The sequence below is a fragment of the Amniculibacterium sp. G2-70 genome, assembly GCF_014353055.1.
GTDB classification, from domain to species: Bacteria; Bacteroidota; Bacteroidia; order Flavobacteriales; family Weeksellaceae; genus Amniculibacterium; species Amniculibacterium aquaticum.
In genome coordinates, this window is sequence record NZ_CP060698.1 from 2,677,940 (window position 1) to 2,704,640 (window position 26,701).

The following is a 26,701-nucleotide window of genomic DNA, read 5'->3' on the forward strand; positions in this document are numbered from 1 at the left end:
TTTTGAAATGTCCCTGTTAGAACATAAACTTACCCCAAAACAAAAAGCACTTACCATCAATTTAGACTCCTCCGTGTACGGGACTTTTGCCGAAATTGGCGCCGGTCAGGAAACGGTTAGGCAGTTTTTCCGTGTTGGTGGTGCTTCTAACACCATTGCAAAAGCCATGTCGGCTTATGATAAAGATTTTTCCGATGCCATCTACGGTAAGGAACCTAAAAACCGATATGTTACCCAAAATCGTTTGAGAAAAATGCTTCGCTATGAAGTGTCTTTGATTGAAGAACGACTCAATAGAGAGAATTTTCCGGACAGAAGGTTTTTTTCCTATGCCAATACGGTAACCACCATTAACTTTGACAAAACCAACCAAGGTCACGGTTGGGTAGGAATTTGTTTTCAATCCAAATGCGATGAAGGGTACAACGAAATCGTACTTCATGTAAAATTTCACGATAACGATGCCGCTCTGCAACAAGAGACTCTTGGTTTTCTTGGGGTAAATTTGATCTACGGTGCTTTTTACTATTCGGATAATCCCAGAAGATTGATCGAATCTTTGTATGAAGATATCGCTAAGGACAAGTTGGAAATTGATATGATCGATTTCTCCGGTCCTTCTTTCGAATATGTGGACAACCGATTGATGAGTCTGCAGTTGGTCAGAATGGGGATGACCGATGCTGTTATTTTCAATCCTGATGGGCACAACATGTTGCCAGCAGATTTGCTGTACAAAAAAAATATTTTTGCAGTTCGTGGAAGTTTCAGACCCGTAACCCGAGTGAATATCGATATGTTCGACAACGGTTTGGAAATGTTCATGAAAGACAACAATTGCCATAATGATAATTTGGAAGTTTTGTTTGAAATTACCATCTCCAATCTTAGAGCATCCGGAGCCATAGACGAAAGAGATTTCTTGGATAGGGTAGATGTTTTGGGGAAATTGGGTTACAATGTTATCATTTCCAATTTTTCGGAATACTATAAATTGGTTGACTATTTCGCAGGATACACCAAAGAGAATGTTGGAGTTGCGATGGGCGTGAACAACTTGTTGATGGTATTCGAAGAAAAATACTACAACCACTTGTCAGGTGGGATTTTGGAGGCTTTCGGTAAGGTGTTCAAGAAAAATGTAAGAATTTATCTTTACCCGTATTACGATATGGATAATAAAATTTTGCTGAACTCTGACAATCTAAGGGTAGATGAAAATCTGAAAGAATTGTACAAATACTTCAAACACAACAGGAGAATTGTAGATATCGAAAATTACAACATGAAGTATTTGGAAATTTATTCCAGAGAAATTCTTGAAAAAATAGCCCGCAACGAAAAAGGTTGGGAAAGCCAATTGCCAGCCGGAGTTCCGGAAATGATCAAATACCGAGGTATGTTTGGGTATAAAAACGAAATGTTAGCAGACGATACGCATGAATAATACAGAACTTAAAAAAAGACTGTCGATAATAATTGAAAGTCCAAGTGCCAATATCAACGACAAATTGTTGAAGATTTGTCAATTTTTAGATCAGGAAATTTCCTATTTTAATTGGACGGGATTTTACTTTAAAAACGGTAACAAAGACGAGTTGATTCTTGGCCCTTATGTAGGAGCATCCACCGATCATACGGTAATTCCGTATGGAAAAGGAATTTGTGGACAGGTTGCCGTGTCCAACCAAACTTTTGTGGTTCCGGATGTTATGGCGCAAGACAATTACCTGAGCTGTTCTGTAGAAACCAAAGCCGAAATCGTTGTTCCCATCATGAAAAATGGAGAAAACTTAGGACAAATTGATATCGACTCGCATACCTTAAATCCTTTTACCGATGAAGATAGAGCGTTGTTGGAATGGATTTGCGAAAAAGTTGCCGGATTACTTTAAAACTTCAATTTGCAGGATCAAATCTTGGTAATACCGTTTGCATCTTGCCAAATGGGTTCCGTACCACGAAAAAGCTTCACCATCAACAATGATGATTTTTTTATTGGGTAGTTGCTCCAGAAGCTCAACTTTGTGTTTTTCTTGAAAAGGATACGGTTCTGTTGAAAGCAGTATAAAATCCGAATTTTCCATATCCGAAATTTCTATCATCGGATATCTGGACTGATGAATGTGTGTGTTTTTTAGCCCAAGTCTTTCTAAAATATGATGGATAAAGGTGTCGTGCCCGATCGTCATGTACGGTTTTTTCCAGATGAGATAGCTGTAGGAAAGGTCTTTATTCAAAATTTTTTGGGGAAATGCATCTTTAACTTTTTCAATCCATTTATTGGCAATCTCCGATTTATCAAGTCTTTTACCCAGCTCTTTTAGGAATTGAGTATTGTCTTCTAAAGTATCTATTTCTGTAAGCCAAACCGGGAAATAGGGCATCAATTCCTCTACCTGATCTTTTACATTTTCTTCCTTGTTGGCGATAATAAGATCCGGATTGATCGCTTTTATTTTTTCGACATCAATGTTTTTTGTGCCTCCGATTTGTGCGACTTTTTCTACCTTATTTTTTGGATGAATGCAGAATTTTGTTCGACCAACAATTTCAATGTTCGTTAATCCAAAATCAAACAAAGTTTCGGTAATGGACGGGACTAGTGAGATGATTCTCATAATAATTTTAGGTTAAAGCAGCTTTCCTGAAAGGAAAAGTCCGGCAACGGTGAAGTAGATGATCAGACCAGTTACATCCACCAAAGTGGCCACAAACGGAGCAGATGAGGTTGCAGGATCCAGTTTGAATTTTTTCAATACAAAAGGAATCATGGATCCACTTAGTGTTCCCCAAAGAACGATGGCTACCAGGGACAATGAAACGCTTAATCCAACAAAAACCCAATATTCGCCATAGTCGTAAAGTCCCATTTCCTGCCAAAGCATGATTCTTAAAAATCCGATAGCACCGAGGATTCCGCCTAAAAATAAACCAGAGGTAATTTCTTTTTTTAGGACATACCACCAATCTTTAAGCGTGATTTCTTGCAAAGCCATAGCCCGGATGATGAGTGTGGCGGCTTGTGATCCCGAATTACCACCAGAAGAAATGATCAGTGGGACGAATAGAGCAAGTACCACAGCTTTTTCAATTTCATGGTCAAAGAATCCCATTGCCGAAGCCGTGAGCATTTCGGAAACGAATAAAATGATCAGCCAAGTGGCTCTTTTTCGGATCATTTCCATCCATGAAGTTTGGGTGTAAGGAAGGTCTAATGCCTCCAACCCCCCGAATTTTTGGATGTCTTCCGTGTTTTGTTGTTCAATCTGATCCAAAATGTCATCAATGGTCACGATGCCTACCAAGACTCCGGCTTCTGTGACAATTGGAAGTACGGTTCTGTCGTATTTTTCAAAATAAGAAACGGCATCTTCTTTGGTGGTGGTGGTACTGATGGCAACAAAATGGTTGTCGGTAATGTCAGAAACCAAATCCTCTTCTTCGGCCAACAATAAGGATCCGATGGTTAAATCGTCGATGAGTCTGTTTTTTTCATCAACCACATAGAGGTGGTTCATGGTTTCCACTTTTTTGCCTACTTTTTTTATTTGTTGAAGGCATTTTTTTACGGTCCATTCCTTTCGGATTTGGATGTAGTAGGGGGTCATCAACCTAGCAATGGAATTGGGTTTGTAGCCCAAAAGTTTCAGAGCAATCCTTCTTTCCTGAGGATTAAGGTGGTTGATGGAATATTTGATCAGTTCGTCCGGGAAATCTTCGAACAAAGCGGTTCTGTCATCCGGAGTCATGCCGTTCAAGATTTCAGAAACCTCTTCGCTACCAATGCTTCGGATGGTTTCTTCTTGGAAATCCGGATCTAAGTGGGCAAAAACCTCTGCTTTATATTCTTTTGGAATCCTAAGGAATGCCAGAAGTCTTTCGTCTGCGTGCAGTTCACTCAGATTTTCTGCAATATCTGCCGGGTTAAAAATCAATTTCTTAGTATCCATTTTAATCTAAATATTTTGACCGGTTATTAAATTAAAAATTGCATTGAACTCCATGAAGATGTGGGACTGATCAAAAATTCAAAGCGCACAAAAGTACCTTAAATTTTATAAAAAATAAGAGTTTATTTATTTCTTTTTAATTTTTTTAAGTCTAAGATTTTGTTTTTTGTAATTTTAGGCATCTGAGGACTTCTTTCAAAGCTCCTTTTGTTCCCAGTTTTACAAAATTTTCTGCAGAACCCAAAAGCCGTTTATTTTTTTTATAAGTATCGTATTGTGTTTCTGTTAGGAGATCGCCATGCGCATTGTAGAGTTTCATGCCAACGATTACCTGGCTGGAAAATACATATTTGCCTAAACCCACCTTGAAATATTTAATTTTCGAAACCACAGCATAGTCGGCTTGGTTGTTTAGGCAATATTCTTTTATGGTGTCCGGATTAACTTCGTCAAAAGGAATCAATTGATCGGCTCTTAATAGGATGTTTTGATTGTTTTCGCTTAATTTATCCGAAGCAGCTGAGAAAAAAGCAGAGTTGCTGGGCTCTTTGATCTCTTCCAAATCGGGTTGGATGTCCGGATTGAAATAGAGGATTTTTTTACTTTTTAATTGTTTAATTTCGTTATTTTGTATTTTATTTTGCACAAGTTGTTGTGCTTTTAGGTAAGCTAAGCCTCCTAAAAGTACGGTAACTGTGGTGTAAATAAGAATTTTATTCCTCTTCATAATTCATACAAAAGTAGTTTTATTTCTAGGGAAATCAAAAGTTTATTCAATAGATTGTTGTATTTTTCACCTATACAGTTGAATAGATTTTTTAAATAATGGTTGGCGATTCAAAAAAAAGTTATACTTTTGCAGCTCGTTACATAATAATCATTAAACAATATTTGCATGTACTTAACATCAGAAAAGAAAGCAGAAATCTTCGCAAAACACGGAAAATCTGCACAAGACACAGGAAGCGCTGAAGGACAAGTTGCGCTTTTTACTTACAGAATTAACCACCTTTCAGGTCACTTGAAAGCGAATCACAAAGATTATAACACAGAAAGATCTTTGGTGAAATTGGTAGGTAAAAGAAAAGCTTTGTTGGATTATCTTAAGAAAACGGATATCGCAAGATATAGAGCAATTATTGCTGAATTAGGATTAAGAAAATAATCTATTCTTTACAAAGAATTCTAAAGCAACTCAAATTTATGAGTTGCTTTTTTTTATTTTTCTCCTTTAAAATCATTAATTTTTAGGAAATTAAGAATTGATAATGACGGCTAGCTGAGTAAAAAATACTACCTTTGCCCAGAAATTTTTTTAAAGATTAATATTAACTGCACTCAATACGGAGTGCCTAAGACGAACAAATTTATGAATGCTCCACAAGCAATTATTGAAAAAATTCAATTAAAAGATGGTAGAGAAATTACCATCGAAACGGGCAAACTAGCCAAACAAGCCAACGGATCTGTTGTTGTAAAATGCGGCGGAACCATGTTGTTAGCCACCGTTGTTGCCAATAAAGACGCTAATCCAGGGGTAGATTTCCTACCATTAACCGTTGATTATAGAGAAAAATTCTATGCCGGTGGTAAAATACCGGGTAACTTTTTCCGTAGAGAGACCAAACCTTCTGATGAAGAAGTCCTAACCATGCGTTTGGTGGACAGAGTTTTGCGTCCGCTTTTCCCAGAAGATTTCCACGCAGAAGTACAGGTGATGATTTCCCTGATTTCTTATGATAAAGAAGTTATGCCAGAATCGTTGGCAGGACTTGCTGCCTCTGCAGCGATTGCCATTACCGACATCCCTTTCAATGGACCTATGTCTGAGGTAAGAGTGGTAAGAATAGACGGTCAATTGTCCATCAATCCAAGCCTTGAAAATTTGGCTAAAGCCGATTTGGATATCATGGTAGGGGCCACCAAAGATTCCATCGTAATGGTGGAAGGTGAGATGAAAGAAATCTCCGAAGCAGAGATGATCGAAGCCATCCAATTTGCACATGAAGAAATTAAAGTACAAATAGAAGCTCAAGAAAGATTGGCTTCAAAAATTGCTTCATCACAAACAAAAAGAGAATATTGCCATGAAGTGCATAACGAAGAAATCCGTGAGAAAGTATGGAAAGAATGTTATGACAAAGTATATCAAGTAGCCAGAGTTCCTTCGGCAAAAGAAGAAAGAGGAGAAAAATTCAAAGCGGTTTTGGAAGAGTTCTTGTCTCAATATTCTGAAGAAGAAAGAGCAGAAGTGGAGTCTTTCGTGAAAGTATATTACCACGATGTTGAAAAAGAAGCCATGAGACAAATGATCCTGAACGAAGGAATCCGTTTGGACGGTAGAAATTCAACAACCATTCGTCCTATTTGGTCGGAAGTAGATTATCTTCCTGGTGCACACGGTTCTGCAATCTTTACAAGAGGTGAGACCCAATCTCTAACAGCGGTAACTTTAGGATCTGTAAAAGATGCCAACATGGTCGATACGGTTGCTATTAACTACGATCAAAGATTTTTCTTGCATTATAATTTCCCACCATTCTCTACCGGCGAAGCCAGACCACTAAGAGGAACTTCCAGAAGAGAGGTAGGACACGGAAACTTGGCTCAAAGAGCTTTAGCAAACATCATTCCTGCTGAAAATCCATACACCATCCGTGTGGTTTCTGATGTTTTAGAATCCAACGGATCGTCTTCAATGGCAACGGTTTGTGCCGGGACATTGGCTCTTATGGATGCAGGGGTACAAATTACAAAACCGGTTTCCGGTATCGCAATGGGATTGATTACCGATCCTAAAACGGGAAAATTTACGGTACTTTCTGACATCTTAGGAGATGAAGACCACTTGGGTGATATGGACTTTAAAGTAACAGGAACTGCAGACGGAATTACAGCTTGCCAAATGGATATTAAAATCCAAGGTTTGTCTATGGATATTATGAAAACAGCCCTGAACCAAGCTAGAGATGGTCGTTTGCATATTTTGGGCGAAATCCTAAAAACCATTGATGCTCCAAGAACCGATGTTAAACCACATGCTCCAAAAATGGAAGTTTTGGAAATATCTAAAGATTTTATCGGTGCAGTTATCGGACCTGGTGGAAAAATCATTCAGCAAATGCAAAAAGATTTTGAAACGGTTATTTCTATTGAAGAAATTGGAGAAATCGGTAGAATCGAAATTTCAGGCGTTTCTAGAGAAAACATCAACGCAACCATTGCAGCCATCAACGAGATAACATTCGTACCGGTTGTAGGCGAAGTGTACAAAGGTAAAGTTGTGAAGGTGATGGATTTCGGAGCTTTTGTTGCCATCGCAAAAGGAACTGAAGGTTTGCTTCATATCTCAGAAATCGAATGGAAGAGATTGGACAAAGTTCCGTATGCTGAAGGCGATGAGGTTGAAGTGAAATTTATGGGGTACGACGATAGAAAGAAAATGAAACTTTCTAGAAAAGTGTTGTTGCCAAGACCTCCTAAACCAGAAGCAAAACCAAAAACAGAAAAATCTGAAGAACCACAAGCACCACAAGCTTAATGTTTTTTTAAATAATGGAAAGCCACTTGAAAAAGGTGGCTTTCTTTTTTTTTGAAAAGTTTTCCCCAAAAAAATCCAAGGAAACGGGTTCCTTGGAAAAACAAAAAAAATCAAATTTGAAATTGATCGTATTTTTTTGGGTACTAAAGCTGCTCAAATCGTGCTTGGAAAAAACGAAGATATTTCGGCTCGTAGATCATTTTAAGTCCTTTTATTTCATTTCTTCTCTCATAAACTCTGGCAGTAGATTCGGCAATTACATCCATATGAGCTTGGGTATAGACCCTTCTTGGAATGGTAAAACGAACCAACTCCAGTTTAGGATAATAATTTTCACCATTGGCTTTTCTTCCTGCCGATACGATGCCTCTTTCCATGGTGCGGATGCCGGCATCCAGATAGATTTCTGCAGCCAAAGTCTGCGCTGGGAATTGGTCTTGAGTAAGGTGAGGCAAAAATTGTTTAGCATCAACAAAAATTCCATGTCCACCTACCGGAGTTACAATAGGGATCCCGAATTCTTTCATTTTATCGCCCAGGTATAAAACCTGTCCCACTCTGGCTTTCATATGGGCATCTTGCACCGATTCTCGTATGCCGATGGCAAGTGCTTCCATGTCTCTTCCTGCCAATCCTCCGTAGGTGTGCAATCCTTCGTACACAACCACCATGTTTCGGGCTTCTTCAAATGTGTCCCAATCGTTTAGGGCAAGGAATCCACCGATGTTCACCAAACCATCTTTTTTTCCGCTAAAGGTGGCTCCATCGGTATAACTGCAAATTTCTTTTACAATTTCGGCAATGGTCTTCAGTCGGTATCCTTCTTCTCTTTGTTGGATAAAGTAGGCATTTTCGGCAATTCTGGTCATGTCCAACATAATTTTAATGCCTTTACTTTGGGTATAGGCTCTCAGTTCTTTCAGGTTGGCCATGCTTACCGGTTGTCCACCAGCCATATTAACGGTAGTGGCTACACAGATGTACGGTATTTTGTCGGCTCCATGTTCTTGTACCAATTTTTCCAATTTATTCAAGTCGATATTTCCTTTAAATGGAAATTCATTTTCAGAATCGTGGGCTTCATCAATGATGATGTCATGAAATATACCTCCAGCTAATTCTTGGTGCAGTCGGGTGGTGGTGAAGTACATGTTGCCAGGGACGATGTCTCCTGGTTTGATCATGATTTGGGATAGGATATTTTCAGCACCTCTACCTTGGTGGGTAGGTACCAAATATTGGTAACCGTAAACTTCTTTTACAGTGTCTTCTAGGGTATAGAAATTTTTACTGCCGGCATAGGCTTCATCACCACGCATCATTCCGGCCCATTGTTCGTCGCTCATGGCATTGGTTCCGCTGTCGGTGAGTAGGTCTATATAAACATCTTCAGATTTTAATAAAAAAGTATTAAATCCAGCTTCGTTTAGTGCTTGTTTTCTTTGCTCTGGAGTGGTCATCTTCAAGAGTTCCACCATTTTTATTTTATAAGGCTCGGCCCAGCTGTTTTTTTTAGGGATCATCGTATATTTTTTTTTGTGTGATTATTTTTTCGTTTTTCATATTTATTTTTGAGTAGAATACGATGGTCAAGTGGGTTTTCTCAGAAATTTTGAATAGATCAATAGGCTAAACAAATCCAGTAATTTTGATGAAGTGGAATGTGATGTCATACTATTTTGTGATGATTTTTAATCAGGACAAATATATCTTATTTTTGAACATAAACAACGAATCCGATAAATAATGATTTATTTTTTTTGTTTTTTTTATTATGCTGATAAATTCGTAATTTTATTGGTCAATTCGTGCTGTTGATTATGAAGAACTTTGCCAAACTATCATTTTAAACAAGTCTTAATAAAAAAGAGAATTATGAAACATCTATTGACCCTACGATTTCAATTCTATAAAAACCTTGGCGAAAAAGCCATGGAACCCCTGATGGAAGATGAATTGCATTGGCAATACAATGAGGAAAGCAACAGTATCGCAGTTTTGGTAAATCACATTTCTGGAAACATGCAGTCCAGATTTACAAATTTCCTCACCGAAGACGGCGAAAAACCGTGGCGTAATCGCGATGCTGAATTCGAAAATAGTTACCAATCCAAAGAAGAACTCTTGAATATTTGGGAAAAAGGTTGGGATTGTCTTTTTCAGGCTTTGGAACAACTCGATGAAGAAAACCTAAAGAACACCGTAACGATTCGTGGTGAGGCAATGTTGGTGGCAGATGCATTGTTCAGGCAACTTTCTCATTACGCCTATCATGTTGGACAAATGGTATATATCGCAAAAATGATTAAAAACAGTGATTGGAAATCTCTTTCCATACCTAAAAATAAATCCAAAGAATTTAATGCTAAAATGTTGAATAAGAATGAAGATTTGGAACAAGAAAATGCCTCTCCTGTGTGCTTTGCAAAAAGCAACGAAATAAGAGATGAGTACAAATAGAGATCTCTGTATTGGTGATAATAAAAGAGGCATTACTCTTACTTAACATAAAATTCGTACTTTTGCAGTCGATTTTATCATACCACTATGACTCAAAAAAAAGCAGCATATCATACTCTAGGATGCAAATTAAACTTTGCAGAAACCTCTACCATTGCTAGACAATTAACGGCAAATGGTTATGAGAAAGTAAGTTTCGAAGATCCTGCAGATGTATATGTCATCAACACTTGCTCGGTTACCGAAACAGCAGATAAAGAATGCAAACTCCATGTGAAAAGAGCCCTGAAAGCCAATCCCAACGGATTGGTGGTCATCATCGGATGTTATGCCCAACTAAAACCTGAAGAGATTTCTAAAATTGAAGGGGTAGATTTGGTTTTGGGAGCCAAAGAAAAATTTAATATTCCTAGATATCTTAACGAACTCAAAAAATCCGAAAACCAAGGTATCGTACATTCTTGCGAAGTAGAAGAAGCCGATTTTTTCATTGGAAGTTATTCCATTGGAGACAGAACCCGTGCCTTCCTCAAAGTACAAGACGGGTGCGACTATAAATGTACCTATTGTACCATCCCTATGGCGAGAGGAATTTCCAGATCCGACACCATCGAAAATGTGGTGAAAAACGCTAAAGATATTGCAGCCAAAGACATTAAAGAAATTGTACTGACCGGTGTTAATATTGGTGATTACGGTAAAGGCGAATTTGGAAATAAAAAACACGAACATACTTTCTTGGATCTCATTACGGAACTGAATAAAGTTGAAGGTATCGAAAGGATCCGTATTTCTTCCATTGAACCAAATTTGTTGAAAGACGAAAGTATAGAATTGGTGGCCAAGTCTCAACGATTTGTACCGCATTTTCATATTCCCTTGCAAAGCGGTAGCGACGAGTTGTTGAAGAAAATGAAACGCCGATATCTGACCAAATTATATTCGGACAGGATATCAAAAATCCGAGAAATAATGCCGGATTGTGCCGTTGGTGTCGATGTTATTGTTGGTTTCCCAGGAGAAACGGATGAAGAGTTTTTCAAAACTTATAATTACCTGAATGAACTTCCGATTTCTTACCTTCATGTTTTTACCTATTCCGAAAGAGAAAATACAGAAGCCGTTGATATGGACGGCGTAGTTCCTGTGGCAGAGAGAAAGAAAAGAAATAAAATGCTGAGGATACTTTCCGAGAAAAAGAAAGTAGCCTTCTACCAATCTCAATTGGGAAAAACCCATCCCGTTTTGTGGGAGCACGAAAACAAAGACGGCATGATGTTCGGGTTTACCGAAAATTATGTGAGGGTACAAAAACCTTTTGATGCCTCTTCTGTTAATCAAATTGAAGTATTAACCCTGAACCAAATAGAAGCTGACGGGACCGTTTCTGTACTCCCTGTCGAAGTGGAAGCGAACTAATCTTGGGGTTTTAAATAAATTAAAAACGGTCAAATTTCTGGAGAATTTGGCCGTTTTTTATGAAGATTGAAAAGTTTGTAAAAATTATCACAGGCTCTTAGTTGGGCGAATTGATGGCACTCGTAATACTATAGAATGCTCCCCAAGCCAATATACTCAGAATGAGTACCCAAACCCATACCGGAATGGTTCTTGGGTTTTCGCTTCCTTTGATAATAAAATTTTGGTTTTTACCCGTGTCATAAGCATTGAGCATGAGAGGTACTGTCCCGTTGATGGTATCGTTGTTGGAAAGGCCATCAACATGGATTACAGGGCCGTTTTGCACCGTAAAGGGAATAATTTTTATCCCCTCTTTATTTTCAAATTTACTAATGATTTTTAGTTGATGGTCTCCGTCGGTTAGCTTGGTGGTATCCAACTGAAAGACAATGGGCGGATCTAGATTGGCAATGGGGTTGGGTTCGTCATCGATATAGATCAAAACGGTAGTTTTTGGAGTATTCATATTCAAGATGGTTTAAAAATTAAGAATACTATTTTTAATGTGTTGGTCTTTCTTACTTTCTGGTTTTACAATATATTTTACAAAATAAAATACGGTAAGAAAAGAAATCACCACAATAATTCCTACGGCAATCCAGTCCCAAAAACTTTGTGGTCCTGCTCCATGCGTTAGTCCTCTGGTAATTTTGGGTTGTTTTAGATCGCAAGCCTCACACGCTTTATAAAAGGTATGTAAGAAAAGTAGAATTGCAATTAGATATGTTTTTGTTTTCATTTTATTTTATCCATTATGGTTTTAACATCGTCGGCGGTAACGGTTTTTCCGCTGTTGCCCCAACTGGTTCTTTCGTGATTGATGATGGCTGCTACTTCTTCAGGTTTTAAATTGGCTGTTGTACCCACAGGAGGCATAACGCCATAGGCTGGAGCAAGTCCGTTGTAACCTTTCATGATGATGGTGATGTACAATTCCAGATCTTCACCGGTAACGACTTTGTCCCCTTTTAGCGGTGGGAAAGCTCCAGGAACTCCTTCGCCAGAACTTTGGTGGCAAGAAGCACAATGGGTGTTGAAGAGGTTTTCGCCATCCGGAAGGGTAGAGGCACCGCTAGAAGCACTTACTTTCACTTCTTTTTTGTATAAAAATTCTTTCGGAGGCATGGATTGTGGCAGTTCTGTTTGTTTTAAAGAAAGCAGATAGGCTACCAGATCTTTTGCATCTTGAGAAGCTACAATTTTTCCAATAATTCCTGCTCGAAATTTTTCCGGTACTTTTACTTCAACATCGTGTACGCCCAGTTCTGGTTTTACGATAAATAACCATTTGTAAGAGGGCATTACCGATTCTGGGACTACTGCTCTGGGATTGTAAAGGTGGGTGTATTGCCAATCGGTGCTTGCTTGTCGGTTTCCGACATTGGTAAGGTCGGGTCCTGTTCTTTCGGATCCCAAAAGATTGGCGGTATTTTGCCAAACATTCATTCTTTTGTTTCGGGCATAATCGGCTGCAATACTGGGTCTGTTCCCAAAAACCTGATCCATATCTACATTTCTTACTTGTTGAGTATGACAGGCAATACAACCTTCAGAAATATAGATTTCTTTACCTCTTTGTTCGGATTCGGTCAAGGGTTTAGAGTTGGGCAAAGGTTGGTAGTCCCTCATGCTTTGCAAAGAAGGGAAAATGCATATAATAAGTGCTAAGCCTAAAAATAAAGCAAGAGCAGTGGTGAATAATTTTTTTTGATTGTTAAAAAAGTCCATTTCCTTTATATTTGTTTAGCATGAACGATATTTAGAATTTCTTCTGGAGTATCGGGGATTTTTATTTCTTTTTTAGGAACAACCATTCTGTAAAAATTGTAAGCAAATACAAAATGCGAAATCCACATCAAAGTACCTCCAACAGCCCTAAAGACCCAATACGGAACGGATTGTACCACTCCTTTTATAAAAGGCTCTTTGTCCATCCACATCAATCCTTTTTCTGTAGAACCAATCATTAACGAGAATATGTAAATCATTAACCCAACCAAAGCGAGCCAAAAGTGCAAACCTACGGTTAAACTGGGCGGTTCTAACGAAGTGATCCTTGGCACCAAGGTATAGGTAAATGAGAACAGCATGAATGTGATAATTCCGTACATGGTCATGTGAGAGTGAGCCACGGTAAAATCGGTGAAATGCCATACCAAATTGGCCCATCTAAAAGCTTCGGCAGTACCTTGCAGAGATCCTGAAAAATAAAAAATTACAGAAACTACATAAAAAGGCATGATGTAACTCCATCTCAGCCTGTGCCATTTTCCTTTCATGGTCATCATAAAGTTGAAACTGCCCGCAACAACAGGGACTACCATATCCACACTGGCAATTATGGCTACGGTTTGTAACCACCAAGGAATGGGACTGAAAATAAAATGATGGGTACCTATTAAGGTATAAAATAATATTTGAGTCCAAAATGCGAGTACACTCAGGCTGTAGGAATATACCGGTGTATCCAATTCTTGGGGTAGGAAGTAGTACATTAATCCTAGATTGAGAAACATAAACCACATCCCAACCGCTTGGTGCATATAGAAACCTTGAACGATGGTTTCGCCCAATCCGTCTTGCCAAAACGGTAAATAACCCACCAAGACAATAACGGCTATAAACATCATGGCTGCAACAATATACCAGTTCGATACATAGATGTCTTCGGTCTTTCTGGTCTGTATGGTTTTTATGAAATTGTACAAACTAAGTCCAATGCCCATGGCAAATAGTCCCATAACAGGCCAAATATATTCCCTGTATTCGCCACCACTGTTGTTGATGCCTGACATAAGACAGATACTGCCGATCAGTACAGCACTTGCCATTAAAACTAAACTGTAATATCCCAGCTTGATGCTGTGCAATTTGGTATTTCCGACTCTTGGTACTACAAAATAGGATAGACCAACCATTGCGGTGGAAGCCCAACCCCAAAATACCATATTGGTATGCACCGGTCTTAGTCTTCCGAAACTGAGCCAAGAAATGTGATCCGAATCTGGGGCGACAAATTTTATACCCAAATATTCTCCCACACTGGTCCCGATGATGAGCCAAAGAATGCTAATGCCTAGAAACCAAAGGATTAGTTTTTTTTCTTCATCAGGGATGGTTAGCCTTGCTTTTCTTTGCCTTTTGGAAGCCAAGAACCGAATATCATGGATCTCCTTGGATTCTGTAATCAATCCTCTTGGATCCTCTACCGGATTTGGGTTGGCCAATTCGTTTCCGCCGCGTTGAAATTCCAATTCTTTTTGTCTTTTTTCTAAAGCTTGGATTTCATCTTCAGGTAAGGATTCGATTTTTTGAAGGATTTGTTTTAATTCTCTTTTCTTTAGGGTGTCCGAAATCATTCTATTGATTTTGATGATCACCAGGATCAACATGAAAATTACGGGAATTAAGAGAAGAAAAATGGTAATTTGAACACTGCTTTCGCTTAAATTATTATCCATTGTGTCAACTTTTTGATCTAACTGTTTTTATTTGTGCTACAAAGTTATTTTCAAAAAAAAGTGATTAATAATGATTCAAATCAATATTTATTTAAAAAAAATGAACTATTTTATAATTAAATGAATATAAACAGAATTTTATTTGAGTATTAATCAAATGATTGATTCTGTTAAAATTAACGATTTGTAAAATAAATAATTGCAATGGATTTGGATATTGTTGATTTAATAAAATATTTTCATATTTTTGCAAAATTAATAATTTAGACCATGTTGGAACATTTCTCCATTAAAGAAACCCTTACCGCAACCATGATTTTGTTTGCCGTAATCGATATCTTAGGATCTATTCCTATTATAGTTAGTTTAAAACAAAAATTCGGGAAGATCGATTCTGAGAGAGCAACCATCGTTGCAGGACTTCTCATGATTTGCTTCTTATTTGTCGGAAAACAGATGCTAAAATTTATTGGTTTGGATGTCAATTCATTTGCCATTGCAGGAGCTTTTGTAATCTTTATTATTGCCTTGGAAATGATCTTGGGAATAGAAATTAATAAAAGTACCGAGGCCAAATCGGCCTCCATTGTTCCTATTGCTTTTCCTTTGATTTCTGGTGCCGGAACACTGACCACCACGCTTTCCTTGAAGGCGCAGTACCATGATGTTAACATCATTGCAGCCATCGTCATCAATACCGTTTTTGTGTATTTTATTTTGAAATCGGCCAACTGGATCGAGCAAAAACTGGGCGATGGAACTTTGCAAGTTTTACAGAAAGTCTTTGGAGTTATTCTTTTGGCGATTTCCATCAAATTGTTTACCACCAATTTTGCAGAATTAATTGCAACTTATGTTAGGTTTTAATCCTCAGTCTTAGTATTTTTGCAGTTCAATTTTTTGATTATGAAAACCATATACAAAGTATTTTTAGTTTTATTCGTCGTGTTTTTGGGAGTTAACCTCTATGTTATCGACTGGAAATTGGGTGTGTTTCACGAAGACAATACCACTTTGCTTATTTCGCTGGTATCGTCCATTCTAGGACTTCTAGCCGTATTTGTCCTGCACACTTGGAGCAAACTTGGAATTAAAAATTAACCGAATACACAAATTTTCTATACAACCGTTTCTATCGAAACGGTTTTTTTATTTCAAGTGCAGTTGGACTGCACACTTGCTTTTTAGCTTTGTATATATTTATATTTCACGATGGAAGCTATAGGATTTCTTTATCAGATTGTTCTTATTTTTTTCTTTATAATGGTTACACTGATTTTGTTAGCCGTAATGTTGTTTTTTTTAATCTGCATTATGGCTCAAATTTTTAAGATTGGTATTAGAATGTTTCGCTGTTTCTGATAATTCAGTTGTATTTTGTATTTTTGAAATATGAACACTTGTTAGTTCAGCCGTGGACTGTAGTTCCTTGTGTGATGGCTGATGAGTGTTTTTTTACCAAAATAAAGTACATAAATGAGGTTAAATCGACTGGGGCAAACAGCGGGACGGCTAAATCTTTCAACTTGCAATTCTTACCGCATTTTGTCAATGCGATTTAGCTGTAGTGCTTATTCGTAATATTCTATTTCTCTCGTCCATTTGAAAAGATCTTTACCATCAACATTTTTAATAATTTCTATCCAATTGTTTTTTGAGTCAAATTTATAATTAAGGTTTACAATATGTTTTTTTCCTTCCTCAATGTATTCAAATTTTGAAATTTTCCCATCTTTATATTGAAATTTTTCAATTATTGTTGCCTTTTTAATATCTTCATTGCAGCAATATCTTTCAGTAACTTTCCCAAATTTGTTGTATTTAAAATAATTAATAGTTACGATACCATCTTTATATTTTCTACTTATAGATACTAAATTGTCATTTTTATATTTATAATCAAGTTGAAGTCCTAATTGTGGAATTTTTCGATTTTCATCATGCTTATATAAATCATAAGTCTGATACCTTAAAATTCTATTTTTTTCATCATAAATGATTACAAGATCTTTATATACTGTTAAAAGTGTATCTTGAACTCCATAAGACCAAGTTCGTTCTCCCTTTTGTTGCCAAGAGTTTGGATTCTTGTATATTCTATATTTTAATTTTCCACTTTCATTGTAAAAATATTTATACTCATCTATAGTTCCATTTTCATCATATTCTTTTAGCGTTTTTAATTTATCATTTTCGAATTTTTTATAGGTATATCTAAAATAATCATTTTTATTTTTTTGCCTTATTATATTTACATCTCCATAATCCGAATAATAATAATTGGTTGTATAAACTGAATAGTTTGTAGAATCAATTTCTTTAATAATTTTATTTTCTTTGTTATAGATTTTCTTGTACGAGTTATTGAAATTATCTTTTTTACCATACCACAAATCACTCACGATATTTCTATTTTTATCAAAAGTTCTGACATAATTTATGTAATAGCACTGGTTTGAAGTGTACCAAGTTTTCTTAAATCTCGAAAAGGTTGCTTCAGGTCCCATAAAACCAGAATGTCCATAATCATCGTAATATAATAATTGTGGGTTCTCAATTTCAGTTAAAAAAATTACTTTTTCTTTAATTTTTTTTACATTACCATAAATTGTATCTTTAGGTAAATAGTCCTGAGATTTACATTCTGCAATTATGAAGAATGAAAAAATGAAAATAAATATTCTATCAATCATTTAAGTGTAATTATTGTAATATTCTGATGAAATTTAATTATAATATTGAAAATCAAACAATTATGTTTTTTCTGTTTTTAAATTATTTGATTTTCTAAAATAGGAAAAATTTATTTCGTAGACGGCTAAAAATAACTTTGTTTTCGAGTAAGGTATTACTATGCTTTTTCAGATTGTTAAAATTAAACAATAAAAAATAAAATGAACAACAGTAGTGGCTCTATTTCTAATTTGTTTGTTGGAGGTTTGTTGTAGTTCTCTTATTTTAATTTTTTCAATACATTATTTTGAAGTAAGGATTTCATTTGCGTTATAGCTGCTTGGTTTAGTTGGATAAGTCGTTCATTTTGTTTCAAACCTTGTCGGATAAGTAATGCGTTAATACTTTCCATATTACTTAATACCACCAATTGTTCCAATGTCGCATAATCTCTAATGTTTCCATTTTTGTCAGGATTATTGCCTCGCTATTGTTTGGCTGTAATTCCGAAAAGTGCTACATTCAATAAATCCGCTTCGTTTGCATAAACAATACTCACTTGTTGTTTTGTAATATGTTGAGGTATCAGATTTTCTTTGATAGCGTCTGTTTGAATATGATAGTTTACTTTGGCTAATGTCCGTTGTAAGTTCCATTCTAACTTCAATCGGTCATTTTCTTCGTTTTTCAGTCGTTGAAACTCTTTTATTAGGTAAATTTTGAACTGTGGACTAATCCACATACCAAATTCAAAAGCAATGTCGGGGTGTGCATAAGTTCCTCCGTATCGTCCTACAGTTGCTTTTAGTCCAATTGCATTTGTCTTTTCAACCCATTCTTTTACACTTAGTTTATAGCTATTCAACCCTGCCTGACTTTTAATTGTGGCATATTCGCCATAATTAAAATTGGTGTTGTAAATACTTTCCCAAACCCCAAGATATTCAACTGTATTTCTGTTTCGAAGCCAATCGGAAATGAAAAAATCTCCATCTTTTGCTTTCAGCATATCGGTTAATGAAATATACTCTTGTTCTTTGTCAAGAATTATCGTAATTACTTTTCCTTCAACTTCTATTTTCTTATTCTTGCCATATTCTACAATGTATATTGTAAAATTACAAAAAGAAAACTTTAGTATTTGCGATTAGTATTGGACTTACTACTAACTTTTAAAATTTCTACTACTGTAAGGTTGAGGTCATCAACGATTAATGACCAAGTTGTTGATGATGGCCAAGGATTTCAGTTCGGTCTCTTGCCATTCTTTTTCTGGAGAACTGTCTTTGGTAATGCCTCCGCCAACGAATATTTCTGCATGGTCGGTGTAGAATTTTGCACAGCGAAGATTGACAAAAGAATACAGGAAATCTTCCGTTTCTATCCGGCTGTAGCCGGCATAAAATTCTCTGCTGAATCCTTCCAATTCCAAGATTTTTTCTTGACAAATGTCTTTGGGTATCCCACAAACTGCCGGAGTAGGATGCAGGTCTTGTAGAAGATTCTGTACATGTTCTTCTTCAATTTCTATGGAAAAATCGGTCCTCAAATGTTTGATATTTCCTGAAGGATGATCGTAGGTTTGGGATTGTTCTACCGTTTTAGAATACGATTTTAAGACATCCAAAATATAATCGCTCACGGGTTGCTGCTCTTCAATCTCTTTTTGTGACCAATTTTCGGCTATGGGCAGAGTCCCGGCAAGGCTCATGGTTTGGAATTTTTTTGTTTTCTTATCGTAAATGCCCAATGCCTCAGAAAAAGCCCCCATCCAAGCCAAATTATGTTCGGAAAAAGCATAGACAAATGCAGATGGATATTTCTTGCACAGGTTAAGAAATGAATTGGGAAAATCTATTGTGGCGTAATCGACTATTTTTTTTCTCGCAATAACCAGTTTTTTTAATTTGTTTTGCTGGATGATTTCTACCGTTTTCTCAATTTTTTTTAGGTATTCTGCTTGGCTTTCTTCTGCATGATGAAAGTCGTTTTCTGGAAGTTCAAACTCAATGTTTTCAATTTCTTGCTTGGTGATTGCTACCATTTTACCCCTGAAATCAAGCCGTTCATTACCATCAAAAGAATGGAGGTTGTATTGGGTGTCGCCACAAGAACGGTCCAGTTTATACAATTGATCCTGATGGGGAAATTTGAAAATCAACATGTGTAGGATACGGATTTTTTTTGATGAAAGTTCTTTACAAAATTGATGTGGAAGAGATTAAGAGCCCGTTTAAAATTTTCCCGAAATAATAAATCGGCTATTTCTAATCGTTCTCATCAGCCTTTTTGTATTCAAAAATTCTAGATATAAAATTTAAACAGGCTCTAAATTTTCAGCAGGTTGTCTTAGACTTTACCGATCGGGATGATGTTGTTGGTCATGGTGGTATGATTGACCAAGTTTCCTTTTTCATCACGAATTTCAATTTGAGAAACATGCACGGTATTTCCTTTTCTGATAAAGGAAGCTGTACCGGTAACCAGGCCGCTTTTTTTTGCTCTCAAATGGTTAGAGTTGATGTTGGTACCCACAGGGACCACTTTGCTTGTATCTACATGGAGGTAGGAAAGGCAAGAACCCAAAGTTTCGGCCAATACGCAACTAGCACCGCCGTGCAATATGCCATAAGGTTGGTGGGTTTTTTCGCAAACCGGCATGGTTGCCGTTAGGGTATCTTCGGTAACATCGGTGAATTTTATGTCCAGATGTCCAGCCATGGTTTTCCCGGCTCTCCAACCGTTCAGTTCGTTTAACAGTTCTTCTTTTTTTGTATGATCCATGGGGGGTGTTTAATAAATTTTAGGATTCCAGTTTTCAGGAATTTTTGCTTTAATATTGTTTTTGATGTAGTACTCTTGGATTTCTTGCATGATGGTTTCGTAAGGTTCGGAAACCAGTTTTTCATACGGTATTTTGTATCCTAAAATGATAGAATTGGTTCCAAAATCTCCTGCTGCCAGTACCAACGGTACTTTCGCTGCCAAAGCCATGTGATAGAAGCCTTTTCTCCATTTTTCAACTCGGCTTCTTGTTCCCTCAGGAGTGATGACCAGTGAGAAGTCTTCTTTTTCAAAAAGTTTGGCAACAAAATTAACCAAATCGTTTTTCTGACTTCTGTCGATACCAATACCGCCAATGGCTTTTACTACAAAACCGTACCAAGCTTTGGTGTGCGCATCTTTGATGATGACTTTCAGATTCTTACCCAAAGACCAATAGGCAAGGTTACCCAGTAGATATTCCGAATTATGAGTGTGTGGGGCAACCACAAGAATACAACGATCCAAGTTGGATGCATCTCCGTGTAGGACCACCTTCCAACCTATAATTTTGAGTATGAGTTTTGATAGAATTTTTTTCATGATTTAGCTTTTAATTCAATAAAAAAGAGCATAACAAAGGCTGTTATGCTCAACAAAGATATTGATAATAATTTGTTTAAAATAGATTGGTGATGAAATCCATAAATTTTATGGCGATTTCGAAAGCTAACTGTATCATTGTGTGTAATTTATTAATGGTTGTGATTTGATTGAGCGAATGTACTAATTATTGATCAATTGTTTGAAATTTAATTGTTAAAAAAAAGCTAAATTTTTAATACATCATTTTTTTTAGTTTAGTTTGTTTCAATCTTGATGTTGCTTTTATCGTCTTTTATTTGGATGTTGATGTTTTTTAGTTGTTCCAAATCTTTCAGACCTTTTGGCATTTTTTTCTCAAGAATCTTTTCAGCAACATCCTTGTGGTATTTTTTACCATTGACGGTTATGGAGTCCTTGTCCTTATCGTTGATGGATATGTCTAGCTTGTCGCCTGCAATTCGGGTCGAATCGTATTCTACCGTGACATCATCATCTTGGTCATCATCCATGGAAAGGTGCAGATTGTCATTCAGTGCGATCACTTTTTTAGTTCTTGGTACCACCAATTCATAATCGACATCATAATCTCTCAATCGGTATTGGTAGGGATATTTGAAATAGTTGGGCAGTAGGATTTTGTTGTCCACCACTTCCACAGGGATTTCCATTTTCAAAGGTTGGTTGTAGCCGTCGGCAGATTTCTTTACCAAAAGATAAGGTGCAAAGACTCCATCTTTATGGGTAACCTCCAGATACGGACTGTCTTCTTGATAGATGTTTTGCAAATCCGAATAGATTTCGTCTCCATAGGATTTAAAATTCTGAGGGACAGCCACTTTCTTTAGATCGACCAAAATACTGTCCGATGTACTGTTGATGGCGATGCGATCTTCCTCTTCGTTATTTCCTGTGTATATGGTTTTGTATTTCAGGGCTTTGTATCCAAAAAGTCCTAGGAAAATGATCCACAGAAATACCAATCCTCCAATCACATAGCCGGTGTAATTCAGTCTGGTTTTTGGCGAAATTAATCGGATGGAGATGAATAGGAATATCAAAGACGGAATAAAAACCGTAAGAAAAGCAAAGATAATCCCGAAATATTTTAGAAAACCATCTTGCAAATAAAACTGTATATTGCCCGGAAGATCTACAAAATCATTGTCCAAGCTTACACCAAAAACAGCGATGGCAGAAAACAACAATCCCAATCCCATAAGACCAAAAATCCCACCGATGAAAAAACGAAATACATTCCAAATTCCGCTTCCTGTTTTGTTGATGAAAGGCTTACTTTCTTGGTACATCTCTCCAAGTTTATGGGTCGATTCATTGGCGAAATCCAAGATTTTACCGGACTCTTCCTTGATGTTATCAAAATTAACCGGTTTTCCCTTCATCTTCAAAAAATCCGAAGTTGTTTTGGCTTGTGGCAAAACGATCCAAAGTACGCAATAAATTACGATGACCAAGAATGTAGAGATCATGGTGAACAATCCGATAATTGCAATTAATGCCCAAATAACGCGCATCCAATTGATGTCCATACCGAAATAATTGGCCAACCCGGCACACACACCGCCCATTTTTGCATTCTCGGGATCACGGAACAATTGTCTTGGTATGTTGTTACCGTAATTGGTATAACTTTTCTTTTGCTTGTCGTTGGTTTGGTAGGCTTCTTCTTGCTCTTCAATCACTTCAGGGCTACCAATTTGGGTCATGATTTTTTCGACATCGCCATCGTTGATGACTTCTCTTTTACCTAAAGATTCTTTGAAAAGTTCAACCATTCTCAGCTCTATATCGTGCATTACTTCGTCGGACTCTTCCTGATCCAAGGAGTTTCTAAGTGCCGAAAGATAATCGTTCAGTTTTATGTAGGCATGTTCCTCTATGGTGAATGAGAAACCGGCAAGTCCTATAGATAGTGTTTTATTCATCGTTAGTTTTTTTAGTTGTTTTGAGTAATTTTTTGTACAGATTCAGTCAGTTCGTTCCAAGTCAATTGCAATTCTGTTAAAAATAAATTGCCTTTTTCCGTGATTTGATAGTACTTTCTGGGCGGTCCTCCTGTAGATTCTTCCCAACGATAGGAGAGAAATTCTCCATTTTTCAATCGGGTAAGGAGCGGGTAGAGGGTGCCTTCGACAACATCCAATTGGCCTTTCTTCAACTCTTCAATCAGATCAGAAACATACATTTCTTTTCTGTTGATGAGGCTGAGAATGCAAAATTCCAAAATCCCCTTACGCATCTGCGCTTTTGTGTTTTCGGTATTCATTATTTCTATTTTGTTATTTGATTAAACATTTTCATCCTGTTATGAATTTGATATGACAAAGATATATATAAAGTTTGGTATTATGCAATACAAAGTAGTGAAATAATTTTATTTTATTTGTTAAGTAATTGATTATCAAGCGTAAAATTTATTTTAGAAAAAGAATGAAAATCAGACTAAAGATGAAAATTATGGAAATTAAGAAAATCATCCACGAAAAATTGACCAACAGTATTCCGGTTGTGCTCCCCAAAATACTGGCTCCTAAATAATAACAAAGTAGGTAAATGGCAATGCTAACCGATTTCTTACTGTGGTAAAACTCGCCAATGCTCTTGCTGCACACCGTATGTGCTACAAAAAAAGCATAAGTGAACAAGGCAACTCCAAGAACAACCGTGATGGGGTTAGCGAAAAAAATCATAGAAATCCCGAAAACTCCCAAGATGCTCATGGCTTTCAGAATTTTTTTGGATGAATTGAGTTTTCTCTGCCAAAATGAAACCGACATCGAGCCTCCAATCCCCGCAATGTACAAGAAATACACATACGGAATCCATTCTTGCGAAATGTTAAAAGGCGATTTTACCAAGAAAAAAGCCATGTAGTTGTACAAGCTGACAAAGGCGCCCAAAAGCAGAAATCCGGTTAGGTAATAGGGGAATAGTTTTTTGTTGAATATCAGCATCATGTTTGGCTTTATCAACGATAGAAACGATTGTTTCTTGGGAATAAAATGCTTGGACTTGGGGGAAAATAAGAAAAAAAGTACGGCAAAAATAAAACAAACCACTCCGATGATTTCCGAAGCCGTTTTCCAAGAATATTCGTGGGCAAAATGTGAGGCCATCACCCTTCCGACCATACCTCCAATGGCATTTCCGGAGATGTATAATCCTGTAATTTTTAATTTTTTTGATGCCGAAACTTCTTCTGAAATATACGCCAAACAAACCGAAGTTGCACCCGCCAAAAAATAACCTTTCAGAAAATTAAAAAACAAAAGCAAGGTGAAATGGTTGGAAAATGAAGATAACAATGCGAAAACCGCCGAGGACAACAAAGAGTAGCCAATTACTTTTTTCCTGCTGTATCGGTCGGCAACAAACATGGCGGTCAGCAATCCCAAAGCCATCCCAAAGGTGGATGACGAAACGGCCAAACTGCTTTGGGCTTTGTCTATTCTAAAATAATCGACCAATTCCGGGAGCAACGCCTGATAATAATACAACAATCCAAAACAAGACAATCCGGACAAGAAAACCGAAATTCCGATTTGCAAGTCTCTATTGGTGTTGGTTTTTGCAGGATTGTTGGTCATTATTTGGGGTTAAATTCTTTCCAACTCGTCGCTGGAAATTTGGGTTTTGAACGAACCATAGTTTACCATGACCTTGCCGTTTTTTAGGATTTCATCAATGGTGCCCACAGAGGTACTGCCGGCAATCCGTATGCGTTGTCCAATTTTTATCCAAAGTTTTCGTTCTTCTTTCTTTTGGGTCTCCAGTTTTTCGTTGGTTTCTGCAATTTTTTCAATCACTTCTACCTTTTTCAGTTGCTGGGTTACTTTTCTTTTGATGACCTGCAATTTCTTAGTTTCGTCTTTGTCGGCACCCAATTTTCTAAACTTTTCTTGTTCCAAGATTTTTACAAAATCTTTTACCAATTCTTTTCTGGATCTACCGTTGATGTAGGAAGTGATGAAGGCTTCTATTTTGTTCCCGAACTGCAATTTGCGATGTTCTTCTTCATACAATTTTTGGAAATTGTAGAGTTTTTGCTCCAGTTGATCGTTCAGTTTTTTTAGATTCTCCTTTTTGTCCACCACCGATTCTTTTTGTTCGGAAAGGTTGGATTTTAATTTTTCGACTTCAAATTTTTCTTGTTGAAGTTTGACAATGGTTTTATCCAGATTCACCACATCTTTTTCTACTTTTTCCCTTGCGCTCCGGATGATGAATCTAGGGATTTTATTTTTCTCGGCCACTTCAAAAGTAAAAGAACTTCCGGCTTGTCCCACCTCCAATTTATAGAGAGGCTCAAGAGAATGCTCATCAAACAACATGGCGGCATTGGTGGCAGCCGGCAACTGCTCTACAACCAATTTTATGTTGGTGTAATGGGTGGTGATGATGGCAAAAGATTTTTTTTCGTAGAAAAATTCCAAGAAACTCTCGGCCAAAGCGCCTCCCAATTCGGGGTCGGAGCCGGTACCAAATTCGTCGATCAGCAAAAGGGTATTTTCATTGGCTTCACGGATAATTCTAGACATTTTTTTCAACCTGGACGAATAGGTCGAAAGATGATTTTCTATGGATTGGTTGTCGCCGATATCGGTTTTTATATTTTCGAAGAAAAACATTTCCGACTTTGGATGTGCCGAGATCAGGATGCCACTTTGCAACATCAATTGCAGCAAGCCTACCGTTTTTAGGGTGATGGATTTTCCACCGGCATTGGGTCCGGAGATGCAAATAATTCGGTTGTGCTCGGTTAATGAAAGGGTTTGCGAGAAGATTTCTTTATTTTCGGCTCGGTTTCTCAATAGCAACAACGGATGAAAAGCTTCACGAAGTTTTAGTGTTTTGTGGGGGTTAATTTTAGGTAAAATTCCGCCTGTTTTTTCAGCAAACTTGGCCTTGGCACGGGTCAGATCCAGATCGAAGATGTACTGTTGGTAGGCTTCTAATTCTGGAGCGAAAACCGATATTTCGGCTGTGAGAACCCTCAGTAATTTGTCGATTTCTTTCTTTTCTTCTTCTTCGGCTTCCCTAAGTTTGAATTGGTGTTTTACTACAGAATCCGGTTGTATGTAAGTGATAGAACCCGTTTTGGACATTCCCAAAACCCTACCGGGAACTCTTTTTTTGAATACTGATTTTACGGCCAATACCCTTTGGTCGTCGATAATACTCTCGCGAATATCGTCCAAGAAATCTCCGGAAGCAAGGGCCGAAAGTGTACGGTTAAAGTTTTCCTGAATGTGCTTTTTTGCCATTTGCATTTCCGTTCTTATGGTTTTTAAGGTCGGTGTAGCCTCCGATTTTACCTCTCCAAAACGGTTGAAAACTTTGTCTATTTTTTCGATAATTTCTTTTCTGAATTCCAGGGCAGAAACTTCTGAAAGCAAAATAGGAAATGCTGCGGACAGAGTAGGAAAATATTTTTGCAGTCTTCCAATTTGCTCGGTAATGGTTTTTATTTTTATGAATCCGGCATTCTCTAATCGATAATTTTCTATGGGCAGCACTTTCAGTTCTGCAAGGATGTCCTCGTATTCGTCGAATGGGATGGCATTTGCGCTTTCAAAACTCGTCAGATATTCTGCTGTTTTTTTTAGAGCAATTTCTGCGGTTTCTCTATCGATAGGTTTTAGATTAAGAATGGCATTTTGGGTTTTTGCCGAATAAGCAAAAGGTGCAATCTCCGATAACAAGGTCGGAAACTCCAGTTCGTTAAGGTCTGTATCTTGAATATTCACAAGGCAAATTTAAAGAAA

General features: G+C 37.2%; 24 protein-coding genes and 1 pseudogene. 8 read left to right on the forward strand and 17 right to left on the reverse strand.

What is annotated here, in order from left to right; translation table 11 throughout:
• Positions 1-7: 7 nt before the first annotated feature.
• The gene (locus H9Q20_RS12450) at positions 8-1,447 is read left to right on the forward strand and encodes a TonB-dependent receptor (RefSeq protein WP_124641771.1); all 1,440 of its coding nucleotides are present in this window, start codon (positions 8-10) and stop codon (positions 1,445-1,447) included.
• Positions 1,440-1,895, forward strand: coding sequence for a GAF domain-containing protein (locus H9Q20_RS12455; RefSeq protein ID WP_187477950.1), 456 nt, complete (start codon positions 1,440-1,442; stop codon positions 1,893-1,895). The genes H9Q20_RS12450 and H9Q20_RS12455 overlap by 8 nt, the downstream gene beginning before the upstream one ends.
• Here H9Q20_RS12455 and H9Q20_RS12460 read toward each other — a convergent pair.
• The 3 genes from H9Q20_RS12460 to H9Q20_RS12470 form a co-directional block, all read right to left on the reverse strand.
• A complete protein-coding gene (locus tag H9Q20_RS12460) occupies positions 1,887-2,621 on the reverse strand; it encodes an ABC transporter substrate-binding protein (RefSeq protein ID WP_124641775.1) in 735 nt (244 codons plus the stop codon). The two genes, H9Q20_RS12455 and H9Q20_RS12460, sit on opposite strands and share 9 nt — an antisense overlap.
• A 12-nt stretch (positions 2,622-2,633) precedes the next feature.
• A complete protein-coding gene (mgtE, locus tag H9Q20_RS12465) occupies positions 2,634-3,953 on the reverse strand; it encodes a magnesium transporter (protein ID WP_124641777.1) in 1,320 nt (439 codons plus the stop codon).
• A 151-nt stretch (positions 3,954-4,104) separates the two neighbouring features.
• On the reverse strand, positions 4,105-4,680 hold the full coding sequence (locus H9Q20_RS12470) for a pyruvate decarboxylase (RefSeq protein WP_187477951.1): 576 nt from the start codon (positions 4,678-4,680) through the stop codon (positions 4,105-4,107).
• Between the two features lie 168 nt (positions 4,681-4,848).
• Between H9Q20_RS12470 and rpsO the strand changes: the two genes are divergently transcribed.
• Positions 4,849-5,118, forward strand: a complete 270-nt coding sequence (rpsO, locus tag H9Q20_RS12475) for a 30S ribosomal protein S15 (protein ID WP_124641781.1) — start codon at positions 4,849-4,851, stop codon at positions 5,116-5,118.
• Between the two features lie 204 nt (positions 5,119-5,322).
• Entirely contained in the window at positions 5,323-7,494 is a 2,172-nt protein-coding gene (locus H9Q20_RS12480) for a polyribonucleotide nucleotidyltransferase (RefSeq protein WP_124641783.1), read from the forward strand.
• 143 nt (positions 7,495-7,637) lie between these two features.
• Here the strand turns inward: H9Q20_RS12480 and H9Q20_RS12485 are convergent, their stop codons facing one another.
• A complete protein-coding gene (locus H9Q20_RS12485; RefSeq protein ID WP_187477952.1) occupies positions 7,638-9,017 on the reverse strand; it encodes a tyrosine phenol-lyase in 1,380 nt (459 codons plus the stop codon).
• A 352-nt stretch (positions 9,018-9,369) separates the two neighbouring features.
• Here H9Q20_RS12485 and H9Q20_RS12490 point away from each other — a divergent pair, with 352 nt between their 5' ends.
• Both H9Q20_RS12490 and mtaB read left to right on the forward strand, forming a co-directional pair.
• On the forward strand, positions 9,370-9,954 hold the full coding sequence (locus H9Q20_RS12490) for a DUF1572 family protein (protein ID WP_124641787.1): 585 nt from the start codon (positions 9,370-9,372) through the stop codon (positions 9,952-9,954).
• An 87-nt stretch (positions 9,955-10,041) separates the two neighbouring features.
• Complete coding sequence (gene mtaB / locus H9Q20_RS12495; protein WP_124641789.1) at positions 10,042-11,373, forward strand: tRNA (N(6)-L-threonylcarbamoyladenosine(37)-C(2))-methylthiotransferase MtaB; 1,332 nt, start codon at positions 10,042-10,044, stop codon at positions 11,371-11,373.
• Positions 11,374-11,470: 97 nt separating this feature from the next.
• Here the strand turns inward: mtaB and H9Q20_RS12500 are convergent, their stop codons facing one another.
• Genes H9Q20_RS12500 through H9Q20_RS12515 form a run of 4 tightly spaced genes read right to left on the reverse strand, consistent with a single transcriptional unit; the run spans position 11,471 to position 14,876 of the window.
• Entirely contained in the window at positions 11,471-11,881 is a 411-nt protein-coding gene (locus tag H9Q20_RS12500) for a cytochrome C (protein ID WP_124641791.1), read from the reverse strand.
• Positions 11,882-11,893: 12 nt separating this feature from the next.
• Complete coding sequence (locus H9Q20_RS12505; RefSeq protein WP_124641793.1) at positions 11,894-12,154, reverse strand: hypothetical protein; 261 nt, start codon at positions 12,152-12,154, stop codon at positions 11,894-11,896.
• Positions 12,151-13,143 carry a cbb3-type cytochrome c oxidase subunit II gene (locus tag H9Q20_RS12510; protein WP_187477953.1) on the reverse strand — a complete coding sequence of 331 codons (993 nt, stop codon included), beginning with the start codon at positions 13,141-13,143 and terminating at the stop codon, positions 12,151-12,153. Before H9Q20_RS12510 ends, H9Q20_RS12505 begins: the two co-directional genes overlap by 4 nt.
• 5 nt (positions 13,144-13,148) lie before the next feature.
• Positions 13,149-14,876: a cbb3-type cytochrome c oxidase subunit I gene (locus H9Q20_RS12515; protein ID WP_187477954.1), complete on the reverse strand. Its 1,728-nt coding sequence runs from the start codon at positions 14,874-14,876 to the stop codon at positions 13,149-13,151.
• A gap of 270 nt (positions 14,877-15,146) precedes the next feature.
• Between H9Q20_RS12515 and H9Q20_RS12520 the strand changes: the two genes are divergently transcribed.
• Together H9Q20_RS12520 and H9Q20_RS12525 are read left to right on the forward strand one after the other, a co-directional pair.
• Positions 15,147-15,743 carry a MarC family protein gene (locus H9Q20_RS12520; protein WP_124641799.1) on the forward strand — a complete coding sequence of 199 codons (597 nt, stop codon included), beginning with the start codon at positions 15,147-15,149 and terminating at the stop codon, positions 15,741-15,743.
• Positions 15,744-15,782: 39 nt separating this feature from the next.
• A complete protein-coding gene (locus H9Q20_RS12525) occupies positions 15,783-15,977 on the forward strand; it encodes a hypothetical protein (RefSeq protein WP_124641801.1) in 195 nt (64 codons plus the stop codon).
• Positions 15,978-16,447: 470 nt separating this feature from the next.
• Here the strand turns inward: H9Q20_RS12525 and H9Q20_RS12530 are convergent, their stop codons facing one another.
• From H9Q20_RS12530 to H9Q20_RS12570, 9 genes and pseudogenes are all read right to left on the reverse strand, one after another.
• A complete protein-coding gene (locus H9Q20_RS12530; protein ID WP_124641803.1) occupies positions 16,448-17,569 on the reverse strand; it encodes a hypothetical protein in 1,122 nt (373 codons plus the stop codon).
• Positions 17,570-17,829: 260 nt separating this feature from the next.
• Positions 17,830-18,654, reverse strand: a pseudogene (locus H9Q20_RS12535) (KilA-N domain-containing protein).
• 99 nt (positions 18,655-18,753) lie between these two features.
• Entirely contained in the window at positions 18,754-19,713 is a 960-nt protein-coding gene (locus tag H9Q20_RS12540; protein WP_124641805.1) for a chorismate-binding protein, read from the reverse strand.
• 185 nt (positions 19,714-19,898) lie between these two features.
• Complete coding sequence (locus H9Q20_RS12545; RefSeq protein WP_124641807.1) at positions 19,899-20,333, reverse strand: PaaI family thioesterase; 435 nt, start codon at positions 20,331-20,333, stop codon at positions 19,899-19,901.
• A 9-nt stretch (positions 20,334-20,342) separates the two neighbouring features.
• Positions 20,343-20,915: a 1-acyl-sn-glycerol-3-phosphate acyltransferase gene (locus H9Q20_RS12550; protein WP_124641809.1), complete on the reverse strand. Its 573-nt coding sequence runs from the start codon at positions 20,913-20,915 to the stop codon at positions 20,343-20,345.
• Positions 20,916-21,172: 257 nt separating this feature from the next.
• Complete coding sequence (locus tag H9Q20_RS12555; protein WP_124641811.1) at positions 21,173-22,861, reverse strand: PspC domain-containing protein; 1,689 nt, start codon at positions 22,859-22,861, stop codon at positions 21,173-21,175.
• Positions 22,862-22,872: 11 nt separating this feature from the next.
• On the reverse strand, positions 22,873-23,202 hold the full coding sequence (locus H9Q20_RS12560) for a PadR family transcriptional regulator (RefSeq protein WP_124641813.1): 330 nt from the start codon (positions 23,200-23,202) through the stop codon (positions 22,873-22,875).
• A 148-nt stretch (positions 23,203-23,350) separates the two neighbouring features.
• Entirely contained in the window at positions 23,351-24,523 is a 1,173-nt protein-coding gene (locus H9Q20_RS12565) for an MFS transporter (RefSeq protein ID WP_187477955.1), read from the reverse strand.
• A gap of 9 nt (positions 24,524-24,532) precedes the next feature.
• A complete protein-coding gene (locus H9Q20_RS12570; RefSeq protein WP_187477956.1) occupies positions 24,533-26,683 on the reverse strand; it encodes an endonuclease MutS2 in 2,151 nt (716 codons plus the stop codon).
• Between the last annotated feature and the right edge of the window lie 18 nt (positions 26,684-26,701).